We start from the raw sequence: 26,562 nt of genomic DNA on the forward strand, positions 1-26,562 counted from the left end.
AATAGTAAATATGATTAAATTTTTGGTTAAAAGGTTTGTAAGGGATTACGAAAATGTAAGGGATCCGGGAGTAAGAGAATCATACGGTATTTTTGGAAGCATAGTGGGTATAATTGCTAATGCCGTTTTAAGTATCGGTAAAATTGCCGTAGGAACTATTTTTAACAGTATATCTATAATTGCAGACGGAGTGAACAACTTATCTGATGCAGGGTCTTCTGTAGTTACCTTAATAGGATTTAAAATTTCGGGTAAGCCGGCTGATAAAGAGCATCCATTCGGTCATGCGAGGATAGAATATTTGACAGGACTTGCGGTTGGTGCAATTATAATTCTTTTAGGTGTTGAACTGATTAAATCTTCATTCGACAAGATAAGGAATCCTGAACAGTTAAATTTTTCGTGGGTAATGGTCTTTGTTCTTATTCTATCTATTATAATTAAGCTCTGGTTGAGCTATTTTAATTATAAACTTGGTGAAAGAATATCTTCAACCGCAATGAAGGCATCGGCTTCTGATGCAAGAAATGATGTGATATCTACAGCCGCAGTATTGATATCTGTTTTTATATTTAAAATTACCGGCTATACAATCGATGGATACATTGGAATGCTTGTGGCCTTATTTATATTATATTCAGGCATTTCCATACTAAAAGATATATTGAATCCTTTGCTTGGAGAAATGCCGGAGCCTGATTTTATTGAATCTATAGAAAATAAAATACTATCTTATGAAGGTATCATCAATATTCATGACCTTGTAGTGCATAATTACGGACCTAACCGTTATTTTGCAACCGTTCATGCCGAGGTTGATGCAAATGAAGATATATTGAAGTGTCATGATGTGATAGACAATATTGAAAGAGATTTCGCAAGGGAATTAGATATTAATTTAGTTATTCATTTAGATCCCGTTATAACTGATGATAAGGAAACAAATCACTTAAGGAACTTAACCGAAAAGATAGTTAAAGAAATTGATGAAAGGTTATCCATACATGATTTCCGGGTTGTAAAGGGAGAAACCCATACAAATTTAATTTTTGATGTACTTGTACCTGTGGGGTTTGAAATGAAAATCAGTGAGTTGGTTAATAGCATTGAAAAGAATATACAAAAGGAGGATAGACACTATTATGCAGTGGTAACGATTGATAGGAATTATGTTTCGACATATATCAACGATATGAAGCTGTAACAGTATTGCAAAACAGAAATAAGCCGAAAACAAAAAAACGCAATATTAAGTAAGGAAAATTAAATAAAAACAATACATAAAAAGGCAAAATTACTCTTTTATTATTACAAAAGTATGCTATAATTAATTCTAATGAAAACATTTTTTTAACCATCATTAGCCATATAATCAATTTTAAAGAGGTGACTGTATGTTATTTACGGAAACTATGCCTATTGGAGAAAGATTTTTAAATTCAATAGCCATAACCATTTTAGGAATGCTTGTTGTATTCGCAGTATTAATTATTATTGCGTATTCTTTGGAATTATTAAGGATAATGTTCAAAGATAAAAATACAATAGAAAAATCAGTGCCGGAAAAGAAAGAGCCGGTGAAATTAGTTCCTGTGACACAGGAAAATGTTGAAGATATCGATTTGATACTGCTTATTACGGCAGCAATTGCAGCTGACGAAGGTTCTTCAACCGATGATTTTTTTGTAAGATCAATAAAGCCGTTAGCTCAAAAGGACACCATCTGGGCATCCGCGGGAAGACAGCAAAACATGTCTAAAAAAATGTAAAATAAAGGAGAATGTCATTATGAAAAGATATTTAATCACAGTAAAAGGAATTTCTTATGAAGTTGAAGTTGAGGAACTAAAGGGTCAAAGAGATGCTAATATAGCTGAAAGGATTGTACAGCCGGAGCCGGTGATCACAAAGCCGGTTGAAGAGAAAAAGGCACCCGCACCTGCCCCTGCATCAGATAGTTCCAAAAGTATTACATGTCCGATGCCCGGAACAATTTTAAAAATTGCTGTAAAACCGGGGGATACGGTAAAAAGAGGAGATGTTGTAGTTATATTAGAAGCAATGAAAATGGAAAACGAAATATTTGCTACAGCTGACGAAGTCGTTGATTCAGTAAAAGTAACTGAGGGAGCTACAGTTAATACCGGAGATGTGTTAGTAACATTTAAATAACGACAGAAAGCGGGGAAATATAATGTTAAATACTTTATTAGAAGGATTGAAGCAATTTTTAGGAAACATGGGATTTGCGGCTATAACTCCCGGGCAGGTAATAATGCTTATTGTTTCATTTATACTTTTGTACTTAGCAATATCTAAAAAATTTGAACCTCTGCTGTTGCTTCCCATAGGTTTTGGAATGTTTTTAGCAAATCTTCCACTTGCCGGACTAATGGCCGAACCGGTGGGAACTCTGGGACAGGAAGGATTTCAAGCAGGAGGTCTTTTATATTATTTATACTTAGGAGTTAAATTAGGAATTTATCCGCCGTTAATATTTATGGGCGTTGGTGCTATGACAGACTTTGGACCGTTAATAGCAAATCCGAAAAGTATACTTCTTGGAGCAGCCGCTCAATTTGGAATTTTCACTGTATTTATTGGAGCAGTATTACTTGGATTTACAGGTCCTGAGGCAGCTTCAATAGGCATTATCGGAGGTGCTGATGGTCCTACAGCGATATTCTTAACATCTAAGCTGGCACCTGACTTATTGGGTCCGATAGCAGTAGCAGCATATTCATACATGGCTCTTGTTCCGATTATTCAACCGCCGATTATGAGATTGCTTACTACGAAGGAAGAACGAAGCGTTGTTATGGAACAGCTCAGACCTGTATCAAAAAAAGAAAAAGTTATATTCCCGATTTTCGTTACCGCATTGGTATCGTTAATTTTACCATCGGCAGCACCTTTGGTTGGTATGCTTATGTTAGGTAATTTATTAAGAGAATCAGGGGTAACAGAAAGATTATCAAAGACAGCACAAAATGAATTAATGAATATAGTAACAATATTCTTAGGAGTTACAGTTGGCGCAACTGCAAATGCAGAGACATTCCTTAAACCTCAGACATTGATGATTATCGGCTTAGGACTTTTGGCATTCAGCTTTGGAACGACAGCAGGTGTATTGTTAGGAAAGCTTATGTATAAATTAACCGGAGGAAAGGTAAATCCTTTAATCGGTTCTGCAGGAGTATCGGCTGTGCCAATGGCAGCACGCGTTTCACAGACGGTTGGACAGGAAGAGAATCCGAGCAATTTCCTTCTGATGCATGCAATGGGACCAAATGTTGCAGGTGTTATCGGTTCGGCCGTAGCAGCAGGCTTATTATTATCTATATTTGGATAATAAGTGCTTTGAGATTCGAAATATTTTTGTTGTATAATTGACTTGAATCTGTTAAAATTAATATAATTAATTATGAGGAGGTCGTATGCTTACAGATAATATTTTTGTTGGATTATCAACAACATATGAGAAAGTAATAACCCCTGCAGATTCATATTTGACTAAATCAATAACAATTGACCACATAATGTCAACACCGGCATTGCTTGCAACAATTATTGAAGTTTCATGGAATATGCTTAAGCAGCTGATACCTGACGGATATATAACAGTTGTAAGAAATTTTAACTTTAACCATTTAAATCCTACGTTGGTCGGAGAAAAAATTAAAATTAAAATTACAGTCGAAAAAATTGATAACAACAGAATATATATGACTTTCTTAGGAACAGATTATATCGGAGAATTTTGTAACGGTAATTTTGAAAAAGCAATAGTAAGAAGTGATAAATTATTGGAATCAGCATATAAAAGAGTAAGAATGTAAGGCAAAAGACAGAGGGACGCTTCACCTGTCCAAACGGACAGGGCGAAGCGTCCCTCTGTCTTTTCATTTATCTTTTACCGCTGCAGCCTAATACATTTCTCATCTTGTGTGCGACCATATCCTTTATGGCTGTTCTTCCGGGTCCTAAATATTTTCTCGGATCAAATTCAGAAGGGTTTTCAACAAGTAACTGTCTTATGCATGCAGTCATTGCTAATCTTAAATCCGTATCAATGTTAATTTTACATACTCCCATCTGAGAAGCACGTCTTAACATTTCTTCAGGCACTCCTGCAGCACCCGGTATTTTACCGCCGTATTTGTTACAAAGTTCTACGAATTCCTTTGGAACCGATGAGGAACCATGAAGCACTAATGGGAAGCTCGGCAATAAATCTCCGATAGTTTTTAATCTTTCAAAATCCAAGCTTGGATCACCCTTGAATTTATACGCTCCGTGGCTTGTACCTATTGCTATGGCCAATGAATCAACGCCTGTTCTCGCAACAAATTCTGCCGCTTGTTCCGGATCTGTGTAGGTAGCGTCCTTTGCACTTACATTGACAGCATCCTCAACACCGGCTAATTTTCCTAATTCTGCTTCAACAACAACACCCTTGCTGTGAGCATATTCAACTACCCTTTTAGTAAGAGCGATGTTTTCTTCGAACGGATACTTAGAGCCGTCAATCATAACCGAAGAAAATCCGTCATCAATACATTGCTTACAAATTTCAAAATCTTCACCATGATCTAAGTGCAGGCAAATATCCAAGCCTGAATCTTCTATTGCAGCTTCAACAAGCTTTCTTAAGTAAATAGGGTTTGCATACTTTCTGGCACCTGCGGATACCTGAAGTATCAACGGTGCATTTTCCTGTTTTGCAGCATCAACGATACCCTGAATTATTTCCATATTGTTAACGTTGAAAGCACCTACCGCATAATTGCCTTCATATGCTTTCTTAAACATTTCCTTGGATGTGACAAGAGACATTTTAAATCCTCCTAATATATATTAAATAGAAATGTGTTATACTATATAACTTATTATACTATAACCATATCTAAAACATCAAATAGTTTATTTGTTTTTTTAATATTTTTTCAATCATGGCCATTTTTAAAGAAAAATATAGATATTAAAAGTAAATTAAAGATTTTATAGTAAATATCATGTTAATTAAGGAAAATAAGCTAAAATTGCAAAAAATGATACTTGAAAACAAAACTACAAATGAGTATCATATACATTGTGAGTATTAGCACTCTAAGTCAATGAGTGCTAACAAAAATAGATAAATAATTACATAAAATAAATAGGAGGAATTTAAAATGTCAGTAAAACCATTAGGCGAAAGAGTAGTAATTAAAATGGTGGAAGCAGAAGAAAAAACTAAAAGCGGCATAGTGTTGCCGGGAACTGCTAAGGAAAAACCACAAGTTGCTGAAGTTATCGCGGTAGGATCAGGAATAACTTCCGATGAAAAAAAGAAAGATGAAATTAAAGTTGGAGATAAAGTAATTTTCTCTAAATTTGCAGGAACAGAAGTTAAGGTAGACGGAGAAGAATTAATTATTATCAAATTAGCTGATGTTTTAGCAGTTATAGAATAAAAATAAAGAGAGGTAGTAGAAATGGCAAAAATAATAAAATTTAACGAAGATGCGCGCCGTTCAATGGAAAAAGGCGTTAACGCATTAGCAGACACGGTAAAAGTAACGTTAGGACCTAAGGGAAGAAACGTAGTATTAAATAAAACATTCGGCTCACCTGTTATTACTAATGACGGTGTTACAATTGCAAGAGAGATTGAATTGTCAGATCCATATGAAAATATGGGAGCACAGTTAGTTAAAGAAGTTGCAACTAAAACAAATGATGTAGCAGGAGACGGTACTACTACAGCTACTTTATTAGCTCAGGCGATTATTAGAGAGGGCTTAAAGAATGTTGCAGCAGGAGCTAACCCTATGATACTTAAAAAAGGTATTCAGAAAGCAGTAGAGTCTGCAGTAGCTGAGCTTAAAAATGCAACTAAATCAGTTGAGACTTCAGAAGAAATTGCTCAGATAGCTTCTGTATCAGCAGGAGATGAAGAAATAGGAAAATTAATTGCTGATGCAATGGATAAGGTTGGCAAGGACGGCGTTATAACCGTCGAAGAATCCAAGACTATGGGTACAGAGCTTACTGTAGTTGAAGGTATGCAGTTTGACAGAGGTTACTTATCAGCTTACATGGTAACTAATACGGAAAAAATGGAAGCTGTTTTAGAGAACCCATATATTTTAATAACAGATAAAAAAATTACAAACATTCAGGAAATTCTTCCTATTTTGGAGCAAATCGTTCAAACAGGCAGATCGCTTGTTATTATAGCCGAAGACATAGAAGGCGAAGCATTGGCTACATTGGTTGTTAACAAGTTAAGAGGTACATTTAACTGCGTAGCAGTTAAAGCTCCGGGCTTTGGTGACAGAAGAAAAGAAATGTTAAGGGACATTGCCATATTAACAGGCGGACAGGTAATTTCCGAAGAATTAGGATATGATTTAAAGGAAGCTACTATAGATATGCTTGGTAATGCCGGAACAGTTAAAATAGACAAAGAAAACACTATAATCGTTAACGGTTCAGGTTCACAAGATGAAATTGCAGAAAGAGTAAAACAAATAAAAGCACAATGGGAAGAATCAACTTCCGATTTTGATAAAGAAAAATTACAGGAAAGATTAGCGAAATTAACAGGCGGAGTAGCGGTTATCAATGTTGGAGCGGCTACCGAAACTGAAATGAAGGATAAAAAATTAAGAATAGAAGATGCTTTAAATGCTACAAGAGCTGCAGTTGAAGAAGGATTAGTATCAGGCGGCGGCGTTGCATTATTGTCTACTACAAAGGCTGTTGCTGAAATTGCAGAAACATTGACAGGTGATGCAAAGACAGGTGCTAGAATTATCGAAAAAGCTCTGGAAGAACCTGTAAGACAAATTGCTGCAAACGCAGGACTTGAAGGATCTGTAATAGTTGAAAAGGTTAAGAACAGTGAAAAAGGTATTGGTTTTGATGCATTGAACGAAAGATACGTTAATATGATTGAAGCAGGTATTGTAGACCCGACTAAGGTTGTGAGATCAGCTCTTCAAAATGCATCAAGCGTGGCTTCGATGCTATTGACTACAGAAGCGGCTGTTGCTGACGAGCCGAAGGAAGAAGCAGCACCTGCTATGCCACCGATGGGCGGCGGAATGGGCATGATGTAACAGATTGACGAAAAGCCGAAAAAACCTTTATAAGTTAAATTTGGAAGCTCTCAGAAATTCATTGAATTTTTGAGAGCTTTTTTCCCTTTTTAAGAGAGATGTTTAATTTTATTTTCAAATAATTATCATTATGATATAATACATTATTGAAAGGCTGAGATTCTTCGCTGACGCTCAGAATGACAGGAAACGTATGATATATGTTATTCATAGCATTGGCATATACCAACGCTTTTTAAAATTTGACTGAATAGTAACTGATATAATCCAAGAAGGTGAAATGATGTACAATTTGTCCAATATTGCAGATACGGTTCAAAAATATGCAAAGATAACGGCTAAAATAGCCAAAGTAGACGTTGAGGTAGTAAACAGAGAATTAATCAGAGTTGCAGGTACGGGAATTTTCAGTGAAGGCATATATGAAGACGTATCTGAAAATTCGCATGTTTATAAAAATGCCATAAAGACAGGTGAACTTCAAATAGTAAGAGAGCCGGGCAGTGACGAAAGATGTAAAAATTGCAAAATTAAAAATGTATGCCATGAAACTTTTGAAATATCCATACCTATAAAAATGAAGGGCGAAATTATAGGTGTAATCGGCATGGCAAGCAACGATGAAGAATCTAAAAAAATGATTTTAGATAATCTGGACAGTTACTTGGATTTTTTAGCCCAAATTGCCGATTTCATAGCAACAAAGGCATATGAATATGCCGATGCTAAAGAAAAGCAGTCCATAATAGAAATGCTGAAGCTCATTACAAGGTCAATGGATGAAGGTGCTATAATTATTAACAATGACGGGAATGTAGATACAATTAATCTGAGTGCTAAGCAGCAATTAGGTATAACAAGAATTATTAATAATGAAAAAATTCATATAGAACCAACCGGTGATACCGTTAATAACAGCAAGGAGTACAGGGTAAGAATAGGTAATAATGTTAATACAGTCATAGGAGATATATACGATGTACCGGAAAATCTTTTGTACAAGCAGGTAATGCTTTTTAAAGATATTAAAAACGTCCAATCGAATATATATGCTATGACTTCAACCGTTAATGCACTTAATACAGATAAAATTATAGGAACAAGCAAAAAAACAATCGCGCTTAAGGAAGAAATTAAAAAGGTAGCAAATTCATTTTCTACAGTGCTCATAACAGGAGAAAGCGGGAGTGGTAAAGAAGTTGTGGCCACTGCAATATGGAAGAATTCCGACAGGAGAAACAACAGATTTGTAGCTATAAACTGCGCAGCCATACCTGAGCCGCTGCTTGAAAGTGAATTGTTCGGATACGTTAAAGGTGCTTTTACCGGAGCCGATCCGAACGGTAAAATCGGTAAGTTTGAGCTTGCAAATAACGGCGTAATTTTTTTGGACGAAATTGGTGACATGCCGATTTATCTTCAATCGAAGCTTTTGAGGGTTATACAAGACAAAAAAGTTATAAGAATAGGCTCTAACCAGGTAATTCCTTTAGATGTGAGAATAATTGCCGCAACGAACAAGGATTTAAGAAAGATGATTAATGAAAATAAGTTCCGTGAGGATTTATATTACAGATTAAATGTTATCCCCATTGAGATAGCCCCTTTGAGAGAAAGAAAAGAAGATATAAAGGACCTGGTATATTATTTTATACATTATTACAGAAAGCTATTTAGTAAAAATTTTGTTCGCATAGAAGATGAAACAATGAAAAAACTATTGTCATATCCGTGGTACGGAAACGTCAGAGAGCTGGAGAATACTGTTGAGTTTATGGTCAATATGATGGAGTTCGGAATTATTAATGACGATGCTCTTCCCATAAATATCAAAAAGAACAATAATATAATTAAAAATGATGAAATCAGATCTCTGAAAGAAATAGAATATGAGGAAATAAAAAAGGCAATTGATTATTACGGTGATACGACAGAAGGGAAACTAAAAGCTGCGAATGCATTGGGTATAGGGATTGCCACATTATACAGAAAACTACAATAACTTAGGCATTTTGGGGACGGACCTTTTCGTGGCCGCTGGCGACCACGAAAAGGTCCGTCCCCAAAATGCTTTTTTATGTCGTGAGAATTTTGAATAATTGTCCGCAAATATTAAATAATAGTAAGTGTAATTACAAGATATTATCAAAATGATAAATGTATATTTGTGGATAGTATATTTTTTAACAATAATTTTCAAGCCGAGCTTGTAAGTATTCAAGAATAGGCGATTTTGCTTAGTGCTAAATCAAGAGATTGTTATTATCAATATGATAAATAATTATCATATTGATAATAATGTAGTTAAATTATTGTGAGTTTGTTTTTCTCGTTATTTTTTGAAATCAAATTTTATTGAAAATTCAACGGAATAAATTAGCTTGGTTTTTTGCTCCATAAAAAAAAGATAATAATTTATAAAAAAGTTGGCACAAGTTTTGCTTTGATTTATTTATATATTTGTAAAATATTTTAAGAAAGGTAGTAAAGATGACACTGAAATATGATTTAGTACAAAACGATATTTCCAAAAGGGAAAAAACTGATTTAAGCTTTGTGAATGAAGAAACAGCAAGGAAAGTTCTTAAATATCATTCAAGCTTTGATCAGTATACGGAAACGCCTTTGGTGGAATTAAAGGAATTGGCAAAGTATCTGGGCTTAAAAGATGTCTTCATAAAAGATGAATCATACAGATTCGGTCTCAATGCATTTAAGGTATTAGGAGGCAGCTATACAATAGGACAGTACATAGCTAAAAAATTAGGAAAAGACATAGATGAACTTCCATATAAAACATTAATTTCTGATAAGGTGAAAGAAGAATTAGGGGAGTTAACGTTTATTACGGCAACAGACGGAAATCACGGCAGAGGAATAGCCTGGACTGCAGAGCAGTTAAAACAAAAAGCAATTGTTTATATGCCAAAGGGAAGCGCCCATGAAAGACGTGACAGAATAAGAGCACACGGAGCAGTATGTGAGATAACAGAGTGGAATTATGATGACACCGTCAGGTACTGCAACGAATTAGCCGAAAAAAACGGTTATGTGATGGTTCAGGATACATCGTGGTCCGGATATGAAGAATTGCCGAGATGGATTATGCAGGGCTACATGACTATGGCATATGAGGCGTATTTGAAGTTGCAAAAACAAAACATAAAACCTACACATATTTTCTTGCAGGCCGGAGTAGGTTCAATGGCATCGGGAGTATGCGGATTCTTTTCATCTGTATATGCGGACAGCAAGCCGATAATAACAATTGTAGAGCCCGATAAAGCAGCTTGTCTTTACGGTACGGCAAAAGCGGACGACGGCAAACTGCATCCTGTAACAGGCGAAATGAATACCATTATGGCAGGTCTTGCATGTGGAGAGCCGATAACAATCGGATGGCCCATACTTAATGCTTATGCAGAAAATTTCTTATCAATTCCGGAGGAAACTGCTGCCCATGGTATGAGGGTTCTCGGAAATCCGCTTAAAGGAGACGAAAGTGTTATATCAGGTGAAAGTGGAGCGGCTACCATGGGCGTTGTATCACAGGTTATGACAATTGATGAATTGAAGAGTATCAAAGAAAGCTTGAAGCTTGATGAAAATTCGGTAGTATTGTTATTCAGCACAGAAGGAGATACCTATTTCGAAGGATACAGAGATATAGTGTGGAATGGAGCTTATCCTAACAAATAAATCAAAATATATTAATAAAAAGGAGAAACACATGAACAAAAATTTTAATGATTTATTAAACAATTTAAAAGGCTTAGATTATAAGGATCTTTATCAGAACGACTTTTTACTTACATGGGATAAAACTCAGGAAGAATTAGAAGCAATATTCACTGTAGCAGATACTCTCAGATATTTAAGAGAAAACAACATCAGTACAAAGATATTTGATTCAGGTTTAGGGATATCTATATTTAGAGACAACTCCACAAGAACAAGGTTTTCATTTACTTCTGCATGCAACCTTTTAGGATTGACAATACAAGATTTGGATGAAGGAAAATCACAAATAGCTCACGGAGAAACAGTTAAGGAAACGGCTAATATGATTTCTTTCATGGCTGATGTAATAGGTATTCGTGATGACATGTACATTGGTAAAGGTCACACTTACGAAAAGGCAGTTGCCGAATATGTGGAAGAAGGTTTTAAGGATGGAGTTCTTGAACAAAGACCTACGGTAGTTAATCTGCAATGCGACATCGACCACCCCACACAGACTATGGCAGATGCATTGCATTTAATTCATGAATTTGGTGGGATTGAAAATTTAAAAGGAAAGAAAATAGCTATGACTTGGGCTTATTCACCTTCATACGGAAAACCTCTTTCTGTACCACAAGGAATTATCGGTCTCATGACAAGATTCGGCATGGAAGTTGTGCTTGCACATCCTGAAGGATACGAGGTTATGCCTGAAGTAGAAGAAGTAGCAAGAAAGAACGCGGAAAAATATGGCGGGAAATTTACAAAAACAAACGATATGGCAGAAGCTTTCAAGGATGCAGACATAGTTTACCCTAAGAGCTGGGCTCCTTTTGCTGCTATGGAAGAAAGAACCAATCTTTACGGAGAAGGAAAATTTGATGAGATTAAGGAATTAGAAAAGAAATTACTTGCACAAAATGCGAAACATACTGACTGGGCTTGTACGGAAGAATTAATGAAAACAACAAGGAACGGAAATGCACTATACATGCACTGCCTGCCTGCTGATATAACAGGTGTAAGCTGTAAGACCGGTGAGGTAGATGCAACGGTATTTGACAAATACAGAGTGCCTCTTTACAAAGAAGCAAGCTTCAAGCCATATATTATAGCTGCTATGATATTTACGCAAAAAGTAAAAGATCCGGCAGAAACTTTACAAAAATTAATGGACCAGAATAAAGCAAGGCTGATAAGATAAATATATAAATTTGGAGGAAAAAATGAGTTCTAATTTAGATTTCAATAAAATTAAAGAGTCAGCACAGGGTTATGAAAAAGATATGACTAAATTCTTAAGAGATTTAGTTCGCATACCCGGTGAAAGTGCCGAAGAAAAGGGAGTTATAGACCGTATAGCTGAAGAAATGATAATGTTAGAATTTGATAAGGTTCAAATTGATCCTCAAGGTAATGTCTTGGGTTATATGGGCAATGGTGAAAAATTGATAGGCTTTGATGCACATATCGATACCGTTGGTATAGGAAATAAAGCAAACTGGCAGTTTGACCCTTATGAAGGCTTTGAATCAGACACTGAAATAGGAGGAAGAGGAACATCCGATCAATTAGGAGGTATAGTTTCAGCCGTATATGGTGCCAAAATAATGAAGGACTTAGGTCTGTTAAATGACAAATATACTGCTTTGGTTACGGGAACAGTACAAGAAGAAGATTGCGACGGACTTTGCTGGGAATATATAATCAAAGAAGATAAGGTGAGACCGGAGTTTGTTGTTTCAACAGAGCCTACAGACGGCGGTATTTACAGAGGACAACGCGGACGTATGGAAATTCGTGTAGATGTTCAAGGTGTTTCATGCCACGGTTCCGCTCCGGAAAGAGGCGAAAATGCTATTTACAAAATGGCAGAAATATTATTAAATATACGTGACCTCAACGAAAATGACGCAGCCGATGATAAAGAAATCAAAGGTCTTGTTAAGATGCTGGATCAAAAGTATAATCCTGAATGGAAAGAAGCAAACTTCCTAGGCAGAGGTACAGTAACCACATCAGAAATATTCTTTACATCTCCAAGCCGTTGTGCAGTTGCAGATTCATGCTCAGTTTCACTGGATCGTCGTATGACAGCAGGTGAAACATGGGAAAGCTGCTTAGATGAAATTCGTGCGCTTCCTGCAGTTAAGAAATATAACGCTAAAGTCAGCATGTATCAATATGACAGACCAAGTTACACCGGATTGGTATATCCGATAGAGTGCTATTTCCCTACATGGGTTATTCCGGAAGATCATGAAGTAACAAAATCAATGGAAGAAGCATACAAAGGACTGTATGGTACCGGCAGAAGCGGTTCGCCGGAAACCGACGCTATGAGAAAAGCACGTCCTTTAACCGATAAATGGACCTTCTCAACAAACGGAGTTTCAATAATGGGACGTAACGGCATACCTGTAATAGGATTTGGACCAGGAGCAGAAGCACAGGCCCATGCACCTAATGAAAAAACCTGGAAAGAGGATTTGGTTAAGTGTGCTGCTGTTTATGCTGCGCTTCCTATAATTTACGTTAATAAATAAATAAAAAACAACAAGGACGGGACTAATATACCGTCCTATGTTCGTTTATAGAAAAAAGGATGCGTTTGTGAGGAAAGGAATTAAATATGAGCGATGTAATGAAGACTTTATCATTTGAATATCTCATAGATGTCTGTTTGCAGGATTACTATACGAAGGGTAAAATATTTGAAACTGATAAGAAGGATTTTTTTGCAGATATAAATGATAATGCAAGGATGAACTTTGACAAGGAATATTTGCGTTTACCCATAGGACCTGCTGCAGGACCTCATACACAATTAGCTCAGAATTTACTGTCGGGCTATTTAACCGGCGGAAGATTTTTTGAGCTTAAGACGGTTCAGATTATAGATGGTAAAGAAATGCGGTCAATGATTGAAAAACCATGTATAGACGTTAAAAATGTGGGATACAACGTTGAATGGTCAACAGAACTGACGGTGGAAGAAGCGGCCGATGAATATATCAAGGGCTCCGTATTGCTGCAGTCTATGGCTATTGAACTTGGAATATCCGATATCAAGGATTTTGTGTTCGTTATAAGCGTCGGATACAACCTTGAAGGAATTCAATCTAAAAAAATATCTGATTTCATAGATAATCTCAAGGATGCAAAAAATACAACAATATTTAAAGAGTGTATCAATGTACTGAAAAATAACATCAGTAAATTCAAAAGGTTCAAAATTGAGGATATAGATAAGATTACTTCTAATATCACCAATACGGTAACATTATCAACAATGCACGGTGCAAAGGCGGAAGAAATATCAGATATAGCTAAGCATTTAATAGTGAACAAAAAAATTAATACATTTATAAAATGCAATGCGACGTTATTAGGCTTCGATAATGTGAGAACTATATTAGATAATCTGGGATATGAAAATATAGAACTTAAAGAAGAAGATTTTGAACATGACCTTAAATTTGATCATGCGGTAGATATTGTCAAGCAATTAAAAAAATTAGGCAGTGAAAACAATCTTTTTGTGGGTATAAAGCTTACAAATACGCTTCCTGTCTACAATTCAAGAAAAATATTGCCGGGCGAAGCGATGTATCTGTCAGGCAAGCCGCTTTATCCAATAGCTTTGGGTGTTGCAAGGATGTTTGCGGAGAGTTTTAACGGTGATATTGCCATGTCATTCTCAGGCGGAATTGATAAAAATAACGTAGTTGATGTTTTAAAAACCGGGATTGCGCCCGTAACCGTATCCACACTTTTATTAAAGCCCGGCGGATATAAAAACATGAAAATCTTGGCCGATAAAATATCTCATGAACAATTTAGTTTCGAAAAAGTTGATACATCCTCGGTAACGGAATTGTCTGAAAAAGCAAAGAACGATTCAAATTACAAAAATAAAGGTGATGGAAGATATTTAGAGGATACATTACCTATATATGATTGTTTTAAGAAGAATTGCGGAATCTGTGTAGACGTTTGTCCAAACAGAGCAAATATGAGAGTTTATGATGACAGATTTGATGCAAGCTATCAGATAGTCCATATAGAAAACAGATGTAATGAGTGTGATGACTGTCATACATTCTGCACAAGAGGAGGATTTCCGTATTTTAAAAAGATAACCTTATTTGCAGATGAAGAAGAATTTAACAACTCTGACAATTCGGGTATCTTAAAATTAGGAGATTCGAAGTTCTTATTAAGAGATGAAGACAAAACGGTTTATGAATACGATATAAATAATAATGTAAAAAAAGGAATTGAAAAAATTCTTGAAACAATGATAAAAGAATATCCTTATCTATGGAGGAATTATGAATAAGAAAGTAGTTATAGCATTAGGCGGAAATGCATTAGGAAGTACATTATCAGAACAAATGGATGCGGTAAAGTACACGGCAAAAGCAATAGCTGATCTGGTAGAAGCTAATTATGACGTTGTTATCGCCCACGGAAACGGACCTCAGGTGGGCATGATAAATAACGCTTTTGCGGAATATGGAAAGGTTGACCCGAAATTTCCTTTTATGCCCCTTTCAATGTGTGTTGCAATGAGTCAGGCGTACATAGGATACGATTTACAAAATGCATTGCGGGAAGAGCTGCTGAACAGAGGAATAAAAAAACCGGTGACCTCAATAATAACTCAGGTTGTTGTTGACGAAAAAGATCCTGCATTTGCAAGACCTACAAAACCAATAGGACCTTTTATGACAGAACAGGAGGCAGAAGCAGGCAGAGCCAACGGTATGATAATTGTGGAAGATTCGGGTCGAGGCTACAGAAGAGTTGTTGCATCTCCAAAGCCACAGGATATAGTTGAAATAGATACTATTAAGGATCTTATGCAGGCAGGTCAGTTAGTAATAGCATGCGGCGGCGGCGGGATACCCGTTGTTAAGGAAGGCAGTCATTTAAGAGGTGTTGGAGCAGTAATTGACAAGGATTTTGCAAGCTCACTTTTAGCCGAAAAAATAGATGCCGACAGTTTTGTGGTGCTTACTGCGGTTGAAAAGGTAGCCATAAGATTTGGCAAACCTGATCAGGAGTGGTTGTCGGAATTGGATATACCAACAGCCGAAACGCATATTGCAAATAAAGAATTTGCAGAAGGCTCAATGCTTCCTAAGGTAAGAGCCGCTATTGCCTTTGCGGCATCCAAGCAAGGCAGAAAGGCTTTAATCACTTCATTGGAAAAAGCGGCTGACGGCCTGGCAGGAAAGACCGGTACTTGGATTCATTCATAAAAAGAATAGAGGTATCTGATGATAATAGGAAACGGTAAAATTATTACTAATGATTCATCCGGCAATTTTTACGATAACGGAGCAATATATATTAAAAACAATGTAATTGAAGATATCGGAAATTCAGATGAATTAAAAAACAAATACGGCAATGAAGAATTTATTGATGTCAAGGACAAAGTAATAATGCCGGGTATGATATGTGCACACAGCCATATATACAGCGCATATGCGAGAGGAATGTCAATCAGTAAGCCGACCACCGATTTTTTTACGGTTCTTGAAAATTTGTGGTGGAGCCTGGACAGAAAGCTGACATTGGAGGATGTCAGGTTAAATGCCTTAACTACCTATATAGAATCAATTCAAAACGGTGTTACGACATTGATTGACCATCATTCCGGACCAAATTCGGTGACCGGCAGCTTGTTTGCAATTGCAGATGCTGCAAGACAGCTTGGCATGAGAACTTCTATATGCTATGAAGTGTCCGACAGAGACGGAAAGGATATCACACAAAAAGAAATAAAAGAAAATATAGACTTTATTAAAGAGTATAAGAAAAATAATGGCGACATGATTAAGGGCTTATTTGGGCTCCATGCATCATTTACATTGTCTGATGAAACCCTTTACAAGGTAAAAGAAGCCATGGAAGGAGTTTATGACGGTTATCATATACACGTTGCAGAAGGAATAGAGGACCAATATGATTCCTTAAAAAAATATGGCAGAAGAGTTGTTGAAAGATTGCATGATTTTGGAATCTTAGGCAAGAGAACGATTGCTGTTCACGGTGTTCATATAAATCAAAGAGAAATTGAAATATTAAAACATACGGATACAAGCGTAGTTCACAACCCCGAATCAAACATGAACAATGCTGTAGGATGCCCTCCTGTTGCTTCAATGCTTAAACATGGATTAAGAGTCGGACTGGGTACGGATGCATATACCAACGACATGTTTGAGTCAATGAAGGTTGCAAATATTTTACAAAGCCATCAATTGTGTGATCCGACTGTCGGCTTCAATGAAACTAAACAAATGCAGTTTGAAAACAATCCTAAAATTTTAAGCAAATATTTTAATAGGGATATCGGAATATTAAAAAAGGGTGGTTATGCGGATATAATAACACTTAATTATGATCCTTTAACCCCGATGTCAAAGGATAATTGGTTTGGTCACGCTTTGTTTGGTATGACCGGAAGAATAGTAAACGATACAATTATAAACGGAAAATTTGTAATGAAAGACAGAGAAATATTGACAGCTGATGTAAAAGAAATTATGAGTAAGTCTCGTGAAAGAGTTAAAGAAGTATGGAAGTTCATGTAAATATCAAATTTTGGAGGATCAATCATGAAAAATAATACTAACAATAATAACAATTCACTGTTCAGTTTAAATGGCAATCCAAGCTTAAGCACGGTAACGCCGATGTCTTTACAACATCTATTGGCGATGATAGTAGGAAACGTATTACCGGCTTTAGTATTATCGGGCGCAATAGGGCTAAACCCGGAACAGCGTATTTTACTGGTTCAGGCAAGTATGTTTATAGCAGCTGTCGGAACATTTTTACAATCCACACCTATCTTTGGCGTCGGTGCAAGGCTGCCTGTAATTATGGGTGTAAGCTTTGCATACATACCGACTATTTTAGCAATCGGGGGACAATATGGTATAGGTGCTGTATTAGGTGCACAGGTTGTAGGTGGTGTTACCGCATTTATAGTAGGTATATTCATAGAAAAAATCAGAAAATTTTTTCCGCCAATGGTAGCGGGGACCGTTGTTTTTACAATAGGATTATCACTATATAGAGTTGCAGTTAACTACATGGCAGGAGGATTCCAACCTACCGACCCAAGATACGGCGGTTTAATATATTGGGGAATTTCAATTTTAACACTTGTAGTTGTGTTGTTGTGCAATATGTTCGGCAAAGGATATATAAAGCTTGCCGCAATATTGATAGGAATTGTTGTAGGTTACATTGCGAGCTTGATAGCAAACATAGTAACGTTTGAGTCAATTACTTCAGCTGCTTGGTTCAGTTTACCGAGCATACTTCCGTATAAGCTTGAATTTCCAATTGCAGCTGCAGTAAGTATGGCCGTAATGTACGTTGTCAACTCTGTTCAGGCAGTTGGTGATTTATCGGGAACAACTGTGGGCGGTATGGACAGAGAAGCAACGGACAAGGAGCTTTCAGGCGGTATTAAGGCCAATGGTATAGTAAGTATAATCGGATCATTTATAGGTGCATTGCCGACCGCAACATACAGTCAAAATGTTGGTATAGTGGTAATGACTAAGGTTGTTAGTTTAAAGGTATTCAGATTAACAGCCTTAATGATATTGGTAGCAGGACTCATACCTAAATTTGGTGCGGTAATGACGTCAATTCCTCAAGCGGTTATAGGAGGTGCTACGATTTCTGTTTTTGCACAAATAACTATGACAGGTATGAGATTGATAGTACAGGATGAAATGTCTGTCAGAAATACAACGATAGTAGGTCTTGGTATAGCGTTAGGAATGGGAATTACACAAATACCTAAAGAGGGATTACAATATCTTCCTGATTGGTTTAATATGGTATTTGCAAGCTCACCTGTAGTTTTAGCTACTGTAGTTGTATTCGTATTAAATATTTTGTTACCTAAAAAATCATTATCACAGGAACAGGCTGAAAGAGCTGCGATGGATAAAAAGTAAAAGACTGAGAATCTCATGCAAGATGAAGGGGGACACACCTTTATGGATGGAAAATAGCTGGAGATAAGCCTTAAAGGAATGTCCCCGTCAGAAGGAGGTTACATTGAACTTAATTATAAAAAACGGATTAATCAATGATAACGAAAAAAGCTATAAAGCTGACATATTAATAGAAAACGGCATAATAAAGCAAATAGGAACAAATACAGAACAAAAAAATTATAAAACAATTGATGCAGACAACAAACTGATACTTCCGGGCGGTGTGGATGTTCATACACATATGGACTTAGACCTAGGGAAATATAAAGCTGTAGATGATTTTTATACAGGAACCGTGGCAGCCGCATTTGGAGGTACTACCACAATTGTTGATCACATAGCCTTTGGACCCAAGGGATGCTCTCTTAGCCATCAAATCGATGAATATCATAAATTAGCTAAGGAAAAGGCTGTTATTGATTACAGCTTCCATGGAGTTATACAGCATGTGGATGAACAGATTTTACATGAAATGAATGAGATGGTTAATGAAGGTATAACAAGTTTTAAAGTATACATGACATATGACAATATGTTGAGTGATGAAGAAATACTGAAAGTATTAATACAAGCAAAAAAGATAAATGCCGTTATTGCGGTGCATGCTGAAAACGACGGAGCCATACAGTATTTAAGAAATTACTATAAAAGCTTAAATAGCTCAAAGCCGATATATCATGCTTTATCAAGACCTGATTCCACCGAAGCGGAAGCGATTAACAGAATGATATATTTAAGTGAAATTGCTGAATTTCCTCATTTGTATTTTGTACATGTTTCTACTAAAAAGGGACTTGATGAAATTATAACGGCAAGAAGAAGAGGAGTCAAAAACATATATTGTGAAACTTGTACACAATATTTAACATTGACGGAAGATTATTATAACAAAGAAAATTGTGAAGGTTTAAAATATATAATGGCGCCTCCCCTGAGAAGGACAGGAGATGTAGAGGCGCTATGGGAAGGTGTAATCAATGATGATGTTGATGTTATTGCAACGGATCATTGTCCGTTTTTCTTAGAGCAAAAATTAAAAGCAAAGTACGATTTTACGATTGCACCCGGCGGAGTACCGGGGGTTGAAGAAAGAATGGAAATCGTTCTGACGGAAGGTATTAAGAGAGGAATATCCATTAATAAGATTATTGATAAACTATCGACCAGACCGGCAGAAATATTTAGTTTGTATCCTAGAAAGGGAGCTATACAAGTTGGCTCAGATGCGGACATAATTATAATATCTGAAAAGAATGAAACTATAAAGCAGGAAAATCGCCACAGCAGGGCAGACTATACACCATATGAAGGATTTAAAATTAATTATATAGTGGAAACAACAATTCTAAGAGGCGACATAATAATTCAGGATAATAAATTGGACGCCGAAATGGGTGACGGCCAATTTATGAAAAGAAAATCAATGAAAGGATAATTATTATGTATTTATTAAATATAAACGGAAATACCTATGAAATTGAACAAGACAAAAAGCTGATGGATTATTTAAGAGATGATTTGCACCTGACATCTGTTAAAAACGGCTGTAATGAAGGTGCTTGCGGTGCTTGTTCAATACTTGTTGACGGTAAGGTTGTTAAATCCTGTGTCATGAAGGTTTCTAAATTTGCGGGAAAAGAAATAATTACGGTTGAAGGCTTAACCGAAAGAGAAAAGGATGTTTACAGCTATGCATTCGGAAAGGCAGGAGCCGTTCAATGCGGATTTTGTATACCGGGTATGGTTATCAGTGCTAAGTGTCTAATCGATAAAAACGATAATCCAACCAAGGATGATGTAAAAAAAGCAATAAAAAATAATATTTGCAGATGTACCGGTTACGTAAAAATCGAGGAAGCAATATTATTGGCGGCAGAAATCCTAAGAAATAATCAGGATTTACCTGAAGTTGATTACACTGTTAAGATAGGCATGGATATTTTCAGAGTAGACTCAAAGGACAAAACCTTAGGTAAAGCAAAATATGCCGATGATTATCATTATGACGATATCCTGTATGGTAAAAATGTATTTTCCGGATATGCAAGAGCAAAAGTTTTGTCTGTGGATATAAGTGACGCATTGATTATGCCCGGAGTAGCAGCGGTTTTTACGGCCAAGGATATACCGGGAAACAGATATATCGGACATTTGGCTCATGATTGGCCGGGAATGATAGATGTGGGAGAGCAAACGAAGTGTATAGGAGATACAATTGCAATGGTTGTGGCAGAAAGCAGGGAGCAGGCAGAGGAAGCAGTAAAAGCGGTAAAGGTAGAATATGAAGTGTTACAACCTGTTACTACCGTTGAGGAGGCAATGACTCCCGGCGCTCACCAAGTTCATAGTGAAGGTTATACAATGTTCGGTAAATTTATTGTTCCCGAAAACAACCTTTATTCGCATCAGGAAATGAAAAGAGGAGATGCTGAAACAGCTTTAGCTGATTCAAAATATGTGGCGGAAGGGACATTTGAAGTACCTGCTACAGAGCACGCATTTTTAGAGCCGGAAACTGCAATAGGAATACCTGACAATGACGGCATAACGGTTATTACCGGAGGTCAGGGCATATATGACGAATACAATGAAATAAGCGAATACTTAGGTATACCAAGGGAAAAGGTAAGAATTCAAAGTGCCGTTGTGGGAGGCGGATTCGGCGGCAAGGAAGATATGAGCGTCCAGCACCAGGCAGCACTTTGTGCATATTTAATAAAAAGACCTGTAAAAGTATCCTTCAGCAGACAGGAAAGCATCAATTATCATCCTAAACGTCACGCAATGAAAATGCACTTTAAAATCGGCTGCGATGAAAATGGAATATTCAGGGGTATGAAAGCAAGGATTGTTTCTGATACAGGTGCTTATGGTTCCCTTGGAGGTCCGGTACTGCAAAGAGCTTGTACCCACGCGGGGGGACCGTATAATTATCAAAATGTGGATATTGAAGGAAATGCGTATTATACAAACAATCCTCCTGCGGGAGCATTCAGAGGATTTGGTGTTACTCAATCAGCCTTTGCCATTGAATGCTTAATAAACGAACTTGCTGAAAAGTCAGGACTGTCAGGATGGGAAATAAGATATAAGAATGCTATCAGGACGGGTCAGTCTCTTCCGAACGGTCAGATGGCCGATAACGGTACGGGAATGGCAGAAACGCTGGAAGCTGTAAAGGATGACTTTGAGAAATATGAAAAAGATCCGAATTATCATGTGGGGATAGCTTGTGCAATGAAAAATGCAGGACTTGGTGTTTCGGTTCCGGATCCCGGGAGATGTAATTTGTTTATATCCAATGGTAAGGTTTATGCAAGATCTTCAGCAGGGGCCATAGGCCAAGGTATACAAACCGTGCTGATGCAAATAATATGTGAAACCACCGCTTTAACCGGTGATAAGGTTGTAGTTGAACATCCGGATACAAAATTTGCACCTGATGCAGGTACAACTACAGCTTCGAGACAAACGACCTTTACGGGTGAGGCTGCACGAATTGCTTCATTACAATTAAAGGCGGAAATAGAAAAAGGTAATTCATTGGAAAGCTTGGAAGGAACTGAATTTATAGGAGAATTTGATTTTAAAACAGATCCCCTAGGTTCTCCCAAATCAAACCCCGTAAGCCATATTTCCTATGGTTACGCAACTCAATTGGTAGTAATCGACAGCGAAGGAAAGCTCCATAAGGTTATAGCTGCCCACGATGTTGGCAGAGCAATTAACCCCAAAGCAGCAAGGGGTCAAATTGAAGGTGGGATTGCCATGTCGTTAGGATATGGATTAACGGAGGACTTTCCGATAAAAGATGGAGTTCCGCAGGTTAAATTCGGTACTTTGGGTCTTTTCAAAGCCACCCAGATGCCGGACGTAGAAATACATTTAATCGAAAAGAATAATCTTAACGGAGTAGCTTACGGTGCTAAAGGATTGGGAGAAATAGTCGTAATACCGGGAGCTCCCGCATGTCAAAATGCTTATTATAAAAAAGATGGCATTTTCAGATATAAATTACCTTTACAAAATACTTTCTATAAAAAATAAGGCATTTTGGGGACGGACCTTTCAGTGAAATGATTCGCTTCACTGAAAGGTCCGTCCCCAAAATGCTCAAAATATGAATGTCATCATGTTAATGATGACATTTCTGCTACATAATGATAAAATAAAGAAAATAATTAGTTAACGGGTGGGTTATGAACAGCTTATCTTCAATTTTTAATATAAAAAAAGGTGATATAGTATCCATTGCCGGAAGCGGCGGCAAAACAACGCTTATGTACCGTCTGGCAAATGAATTAAAGGATAAATACAAGGTTCTTGTCACCACAAGTACTAAAATTTATATGCCTGACAAAAAATATAAAATTTATACGACTGTTGATAGTTATATAAATAGTTTTAATAAACTTGATAATGGAATAACCGTAATCGCAAAGGATCTAAATATCGAAAGCAATAAATTAATCGGTATAAATGATGATGACTTAGACATTTTAATAAAATACTTCGATATAATATTAATAGAGGCAGACGGTTCAAGGGGATTACCATTAAAGGGATGGAAGGAGGATGAGCCTGTAATATTGAAAGCTTCCAATAAGACAATAGGCATAATTCCGGCAAATACAATTAATAAAAATATAACTACAGATTTTGTACATAATCATGATGAATTTAATATATTGACTGATTACAGTAATAACCTTGACTTTGAAGCTATAGGTCAAATATGCATCCGTAAAGATGGACTTTTTAAGAATTCAAGGGGAAATTTATATTTATTTCTGAATCAGGCAGATACAGAAGAAGATATTAAAAATTCCGGAGAGCTTTTCGCATATTTAGAAAAATATAAGCATAATTTTAAAACATGCTGGGGCTCCTTGAAAAAAGAGGAATATTATGAATGTTAGTGCGATTGTTTTAGCAGCAGGATTATCAAGAAGAATGAATCAAAATAAACTTTTGATGAAGCTTGATGGTATCGAAATATATAAACATATACTTAATACAATTGAAGAATGCAAGGAGTTTATTGGTGAAATTATTGTTGTGGGTAAGGACAGTGAGGTTTTATATTATGCTGAATCATTAGGTTTTAAGACAAAGCAGAACAACATTTCTTACTTAGGACAAAGCACTTCAATAAAAATGGGCATAGAAAATTTAAAACCTGCGGACGGTTATATGTTTTTTGTTTCGGACCAGCCCTTCATAAAAAAAGATACAATTAAAAAATTATACGATTCCTTTAATGAGAATAGGGACAAAATAATAATACCAAGCTATAACGGTGTAAAGGGAAATCCGTCCATATTTCCTCACAGATTCAAGGAAGAGCTTCTTGGTTTGAGCGGTGATGTGGGAGGAAAGGACGTAATAAAAAAGCATCCGGAGGAAATCGTAAAAGTTGATATACGGACAGATAAGGAACATATAGATATAGATACTATGGAGGACTATAAAAAGCAAATAAATCGGGGTGATTTTATGAAGGGAGAAGTAATTGTAGTCAAAGGCGGGGGAGATATTGCTTCGGGTATTATTCAGAAGCTGCATAGAACAGGATTCAGAGTGTTGGTGCTTGAAACGGAAAAACCAACATCAATAAGAAGGACTGTTTGTTTTTCAGAGGCAGTGTATGACGGTAAGATGAAAATAGAGAGTATTACATCCGTGCATGCAAAAAGTATTCAGGAAATATATGATGCATGGTCAAATGATTGCATACCTGTGGTTGTAGACCCGGAAGGTGCTTATATTAATAAGCTTAATCCTATTGCAGTCGTAGATGCCATAATTGCTAAAAAGAATACGGGAATGAAAAAGGATGCTGCGCCTGTAACTATTGCTGTAGGATCCGGCTTTGAAGCAGGGAAGGATGTTCATATAGTTATAGAAAGTAACCGGGGGCATAATTTAGGCAGGTTGATTTTCAGCGGATCTGCGGAACAAAATACCATGGAGCCGGGAAATATAGACGGATTTACATTCGAAAGGGTCTTATATTCTCCTGATGAGGGAAATTTTATTACTAATCATAAAATTGGTAACTTGGTAAAAAAAGGCGATATAATCGGTAGCGTAAATGATAAAAGTGTAGTTGCTAAATTAGACGGCGTAATCAGGGGGTTAATTCGTGAAGGTGTTTATGTTGCCGAAGGACAAAAAATCGGAGACATAGATCCAAGAGGTGATGAGAAGTATTGCTACAGCATATCTGATAAAGCTAGGGCAATAGGAGGAGCAGTTTTAGAGGCGGTGCTGATCCTATTACAGCAACCTAACAATTTGTCATCCTGAGTGTAAACGAAGGATCCTAAGTAGCTTATATGTAATTGTTTAAAAATCATATTGTTAAAATATGATTTTTTTGTTACAATTTAAAAAACTATGTCGAAAATTGTTTTTAAGGAGAGTATATGGCTAAGATAATTTCTGTAACAAATCAAAAAGGTGGAGTGGGAAAGACCACTACAACAGGTGCCGTTGCTGCAGGTTATAAATTGAAGGGTTACAAGGTATTATGCGTTGATTTAGATCCTCAGGCTAATTTAAGCTTCAGTGCCGGTGCGGAAACTGAGGAGTGCCCGACTATTTATGAAATATTGAAAGGAGAGGCGAATACATACTTTTCAATACAGAAAATGGATTCCTTTGATATAATATCATCCAATATTTTACTAAGCGGAATTGAATTGGAATTTACACAGACAGGAAGAGAATATTTATTAAAGGAAGCATTGTCATCAGTTAAGGACAAATATGATTATATTTTTTTAGACACACCTCCTGCACTGAGTATTTTAACGGTTAATGCGTTCACTGCATCTGATTTTATTATTATCCCCATGCTTGCTGATATTTTTAGCCTGCAGGGAATAGCACAGCTTTCGGAAACCATAGACAGAGTGAGAAAATATTGTAATTCTAATGTTAAGGTAGAGGGTATAGTACTTACAAAATTTAACATGAGGACTGTTTTAAGCAGAGAAATTAAAGGAACGGCGGAATTGATAGCGGAACGATTGAATACTGAAATATTTAATACGACAATCAGATCGAGCGTTGCTGTTATGGAAGCACAAACCAATCAATTGGATATATATAATTACTCACCAAAAAATGGAGCTGCAAAGGACTATATGGATTTAGTAGAAGAGCTTATTGAAAGAGGATTATAATATGGCAAAAATTAAGAAAACCTTTGATAGAGAATTAATGTACAATAAAATTATGCCGACAAATTTGAAAAGGGACGAAATTGAGCAAAATGAAGCAAATGAGTCTGCAACAATTGTTACCGAAAATGACAACTCCACAGAAGTGATTTTCCAAAATAAAGAATTAAATTTAATAAGAGATGAAAAAAACGAGGTTATATTATATAACGTGACAGAAAAGCTTGTTCTTGATAAGCTTGAAGCAACCCTTAAAAAAATGAATTGCTGCAGATGCGACCGATGCAAGGAGGATATTGTAGCAATTGCTTTAAACAATCTTAAGCCAAAATATATTGTAGCAAACAAAGATAATATTAAAGAAAAAATATATGAATATGATGAAATGGGCAGAGAAGTTACCACAGAGGTTATTAAAGCGGTACTTAAAGTAAGGAAAAACCCAAGGCATTAAATTAAAATTATAATTTTACTAAAATTTTGGTTAATCATGACGATATTATATTA

At 36.4% G+C, this 26,562-nt stretch carries 22 protein-coding genes; 21 read left to right on the forward strand and 1 reads right to left on the reverse strand.

Annotated elements, in window-relative coordinates; all coding sequences use genetic code 11:
- The first annotated feature begins 10 nt into the window (after positions 1-10).
- From HZF24_RS00210 to HZF24_RS00230, 5 genes are all read left to right on the forward strand, one after another.
- Positions 11-1,204 (forward strand): cation diffusion facilitator family transporter, encoded by a 1,194-nt coding sequence (locus HZF24_RS00210; protein ID WP_179236245.1) that lies wholly within the window; start codon positions 11-13, stop codon positions 1,202-1,204.
- A gap of 190 nt (positions 1,205-1,394) precedes the next feature.
- Positions 1,395-1,769 (forward strand): OadG family protein, encoded by a 375-nt coding sequence (locus HZF24_RS00215; RefSeq protein ID WP_179236246.1) that lies wholly within the window; start codon positions 1,395-1,397, stop codon positions 1,767-1,769.
- A gap of 19 nt (positions 1,770-1,788) precedes the next feature.
- Positions 1,789-2,172 carry a biotin/lipoyl-containing protein gene (locus tag HZF24_RS00220; RefSeq protein WP_179236247.1) on the forward strand — a complete coding sequence of 128 codons (384 nt, stop codon included), beginning with the start codon at positions 1,789-1,791 and terminating at the stop codon, positions 2,170-2,172.
- A gap of 22 nt (positions 2,173-2,194) precedes the next feature.
- A complete protein-coding gene (locus HZF24_RS00225) occupies positions 2,195-3,355 on the forward strand; it encodes a sodium ion-translocating decarboxylase subunit beta (protein WP_246345899.1) in 1,161 nt (386 codons plus the stop codon).
- An 85-nt stretch (positions 3,356-3,440) separates the two neighbouring features.
- Positions 3,441-3,842: a thioesterase family protein gene (locus HZF24_RS00230; RefSeq protein ID WP_179236248.1), complete on the forward strand. Its 402-nt coding sequence runs from the start codon at positions 3,441-3,443 to the stop codon at positions 3,840-3,842.
- Between the two features lie 67 nt (positions 3,843-3,909).
- On the opposite strand, the gene fba is transcribed toward HZF24_RS00230, so the two are convergent.
- Positions 3,910-4,839, reverse strand: coding sequence for a class II fructose-1,6-bisphosphate aldolase (gene fba / locus HZF24_RS00235; protein ID WP_179236249.1), 930 nt, complete (start codon positions 4,837-4,839; stop codon positions 3,910-3,912).
- 338 nt (positions 4,840-5,177) lie between these two features.
- Here fba and HZF24_RS00240 point away from each other — a divergent pair, with 338 nt between their 5' ends.
- From HZF24_RS00240 to HZF24_RS00315, 16 genes are all read left to right on the forward strand, one after another.
- Positions 5,178-5,459, forward strand: a complete 282-nt coding sequence (locus HZF24_RS00240) for a co-chaperone GroES (RefSeq protein WP_179236250.1) — start codon at positions 5,178-5,180, stop codon at positions 5,457-5,459.
- A 21-nt stretch (positions 5,460-5,480) separates the two neighbouring features.
- Positions 5,481-7,109 (forward strand): chaperonin GroEL, encoded by a 1,629-nt coding sequence (gene groL / locus HZF24_RS00245; protein ID WP_179236251.1) that lies wholly within the window; start codon positions 5,481-5,483, stop codon positions 7,107-7,109.
- A gap of 280 nt (positions 7,110-7,389) precedes the next feature.
- Positions 7,390-9,111 (forward strand): sigma-54-dependent Fis family transcriptional regulator, encoded by a 1,722-nt coding sequence (locus tag HZF24_RS00250; RefSeq protein WP_179236252.1) that lies wholly within the window; start codon positions 7,390-7,392, stop codon positions 9,109-9,111.
- A gap of 488 nt (positions 9,112-9,599) precedes the next feature.
- Positions 9,600-10,808 carry a diaminopropionate ammonia-lyase gene (gene dpaL / locus HZF24_RS00255; protein WP_179236253.1) on the forward strand — a complete coding sequence of 403 codons (1,209 nt, stop codon included), beginning with the start codon at positions 9,600-9,602 and terminating at the stop codon, positions 10,806-10,808.
- A 31-nt stretch (positions 10,809-10,839) separates the two neighbouring features.
- Entirely contained in the window at positions 10,840-12,036 is a 1,197-nt protein-coding gene (gene ygeW, locus HZF24_RS00260; RefSeq protein ID WP_179236254.1) for a knotted carbamoyltransferase YgeW, read from the forward strand.
- Between the two features lie 22 nt (positions 12,037-12,058).
- Positions 12,059-13,378, forward strand: a complete 1,320-nt coding sequence (locus HZF24_RS00265) for a YgeY family selenium metabolism-linked hydrolase (protein ID WP_179236255.1) — start codon at positions 12,059-12,061, stop codon at positions 13,376-13,378.
- Between the two features lie 86 nt (positions 13,379-13,464).
- Positions 13,465-15,174, forward strand: coding sequence for a hypothetical protein (locus HZF24_RS00270; protein WP_179236256.1), 1,710 nt, complete (start codon positions 13,465-13,467; stop codon positions 15,172-15,174).
- The gene (gene arcC, locus HZF24_RS00275) at positions 15,167-16,099 is read left to right on the forward strand and encodes a carbamate kinase (protein WP_179236257.1); all 933 of its coding nucleotides are present in this window, start codon (positions 15,167-15,169) and stop codon (positions 16,097-16,099) included. The genes HZF24_RS00270 and arcC overlap by 8 nt, the downstream gene beginning before the upstream one ends.
- 18 nt (positions 16,100-16,117) lie before the next feature.
- Positions 16,118-17,440 (forward strand): putative aminohydrolase SsnA, encoded by a 1,323-nt coding sequence (gene ssnA / locus HZF24_RS00280; RefSeq protein WP_179236258.1) that lies wholly within the window; start codon positions 16,118-16,120, stop codon positions 17,438-17,440.
- A gap of 24 nt (positions 17,441-17,464) precedes the next feature.
- Positions 17,465-18,826 (forward strand): uracil-xanthine permease family protein, encoded by a 1,362-nt coding sequence (locus HZF24_RS00285; protein ID WP_179236259.1) that lies wholly within the window; start codon positions 17,465-17,467, stop codon positions 18,824-18,826.
- A 103-nt stretch (positions 18,827-18,929) separates the two neighbouring features.
- The gene (hydA, locus tag HZF24_RS00290) at positions 18,930-20,303 is read left to right on the forward strand and encodes a dihydropyrimidinase (RefSeq protein ID WP_179236260.1); all 1,374 of its coding nucleotides are present in this window, start codon (positions 18,930-18,932) and stop codon (positions 20,301-20,303) included.
- A 5-nt stretch (positions 20,304-20,308) separates the two neighbouring features.
- A complete protein-coding gene (xdh, locus tag HZF24_RS00295) occupies positions 20,309-22,915 on the forward strand; it encodes a selenium-dependent xanthine dehydrogenase (protein ID WP_179236261.1) in 2,607 nt (868 codons plus the stop codon).
- Positions 22,916-23,067: 152 nt separating this feature from the next.
- A complete protein-coding gene (yqeC, locus tag HZF24_RS00300) occupies positions 23,068-23,787 on the forward strand; it encodes a selenium cofactor biosynthesis protein YqeC (protein ID WP_179236262.1) in 720 nt (239 codons plus the stop codon).
- Complete coding sequence (gene yqeB, locus HZF24_RS19315) at positions 23,777-25,177, forward strand: selenium-dependent molybdenum cofactor biosynthesis protein YqeB (RefSeq protein WP_179236263.1); 1,401 nt, start codon at positions 23,777-23,779, stop codon at positions 25,175-25,177. The genes yqeC and yqeB overlap by 11 nt, the downstream gene beginning before the upstream one ends.
- A 119-nt stretch (positions 25,178-25,296) precedes the next feature.
- Positions 25,297-26,058 carry a ParA family protein gene (locus tag HZF24_RS00310; RefSeq protein WP_179236264.1) on the forward strand — a complete coding sequence of 254 codons (762 nt, stop codon included), beginning with the start codon at positions 25,297-25,299 and terminating at the stop codon, positions 26,056-26,058.
- A 1-nt stretch (position 26,059) separates the two neighbouring features.
- On the forward strand, positions 26,060-26,509 hold the full coding sequence (locus HZF24_RS00315; protein ID WP_179236265.1) for a late competence development ComFB family protein: 450 nt from the start codon (positions 26,060-26,062) through the stop codon (positions 26,507-26,509).
- Positions 26,510-26,562: the final 53 nt, after the last annotated feature.

The organism is Sedimentibacter hydroxybenzoicus DSM 7310 (assembly GCF_013403245.1).
Classification (GTDB): Bacteria; Bacillota; Clostridia; order Tissierellales; family Sedimentibacteraceae; genus Sedimentibacter; species Sedimentibacter hydroxybenzoicus.

What these genes read in the sequence shown, in the direction of transcription:
- HZF24_RS00210 (WP_179236245.1), top strand. Translation starts at nt 11, where the DNA reads ATGATTAAATTTTTGGTTAAAAGGTTTGTAAGGGATTACGAAAATGTA.
- HZF24_RS00215 (WP_179236246.1), top strand. Translation starts at nt 1,395, where the DNA reads ATGTTATTTACGGAAACTATGCCTATTGGAGAAAGATTTTTAAATTCA.
- HZF24_RS00220 (WP_179236247.1), top strand. Translation starts at nt 1,789, where the DNA reads ATGAAAAGATATTTAATCACAGTAAAAGGAATTTCTTATGAAGTTGAA.
- HZF24_RS00225 (WP_246345899.1), top strand. Translation starts at nt 2,195, where the DNA reads ATGTTAAATACTTTATTAGAAGGATTGAAGCAATTTTTAGGAAACATG.
- HZF24_RS00230 (WP_179236248.1), top strand. Translation starts at nt 3,441, where the DNA reads ATGCTTACAGATAATATTTTTGTTGGATTATCAACAACATATGAGAAA.
- fba (WP_179236249.1), bottom strand. Translation starts at nt 4,839, where the DNA reads ATGTCTCTTGTCACATCCAAGGAAATGTTTAAGAAAGCATATGAAGGC.
- HZF24_RS00240 (WP_179236250.1), top strand. Translation starts at nt 5,178, where the DNA reads ATGTCAGTAAAACCATTAGGCGAAAGAGTAGTAATTAAAATGGTGGAA.
- groL (WP_179236251.1), top strand. Translation starts at nt 5,481, where the DNA reads ATGGCAAAAATAATAAAATTTAACGAAGATGCGCGCCGTTCAATGGAA.
- HZF24_RS00250 (WP_179236252.1), top strand. Translation starts at nt 7,390, where the DNA reads ATGATGTACAATTTGTCCAATATTGCAGATACGGTTCAAAAATATGCA.
- dpaL (WP_179236253.1), top strand. Translation starts at nt 9,600, where the DNA reads ATGACACTGAAATATGATTTAGTACAAAACGATATTTCCAAAAGGGAA.
- ygeW (WP_179236254.1), top strand. Translation starts at nt 10,840, where the DNA reads ATGAACAAAAATTTTAATGATTTATTAAACAATTTAAAAGGCTTAGAT.
- HZF24_RS00265 (WP_179236255.1), top strand. Translation starts at nt 12,059, where the DNA reads ATGAGTTCTAATTTAGATTTCAATAAAATTAAAGAGTCAGCACAGGGT.
- HZF24_RS00270 (WP_179236256.1), top strand. Translation starts at nt 13,465, where the DNA reads ATGAGCGATGTAATGAAGACTTTATCATTTGAATATCTCATAGATGTC.
- arcC (WP_179236257.1), top strand. Translation starts at nt 15,167, where the DNA reads ATGAATAAGAAAGTAGTTATAGCATTAGGCGGAAATGCATTAGGAAGT.
- ssnA (WP_179236258.1), top strand. Translation starts at nt 16,118, where the DNA reads ATGATAATAGGAAACGGTAAAATTATTACTAATGATTCATCCGGCAAT.
- HZF24_RS00285 (WP_179236259.1), top strand. Translation starts at nt 17,465, where the DNA reads ATGAAAAATAATACTAACAATAATAACAATTCACTGTTCAGTTTAAAT.
- xdh (WP_179236261.1), top strand. Translation starts at nt 20,309, where the DNA reads ATGTATTTATTAAATATAAACGGAAATACCTATGAAATTGAACAAGAC.
- yqeC (WP_179236262.1), top strand. Translation starts at nt 23,068, where the DNA reads ATGAACAGCTTATCTTCAATTTTTAATATAAAAAAAGGTGATATAGTA.
- yqeB (WP_179236263.1), top strand. Translation starts at nt 23,777, where the DNA reads ATGAATGTTAGTGCGATTGTTTTAGCAGCAGGATTATCAAGAAGAATG.
- HZF24_RS00310 (WP_179236264.1), top strand. Translation starts at nt 25,297, where the DNA reads ATGGCTAAGATAATTTCTGTAACAAATCAAAAAGGTGGAGTGGGAAAG.
- HZF24_RS00315 (WP_179236265.1), top strand. Translation starts at nt 26,060, where the DNA reads ATGGCAAAAATTAAGAAAACCTTTGATAGAGAATTAATGTACAATAAA.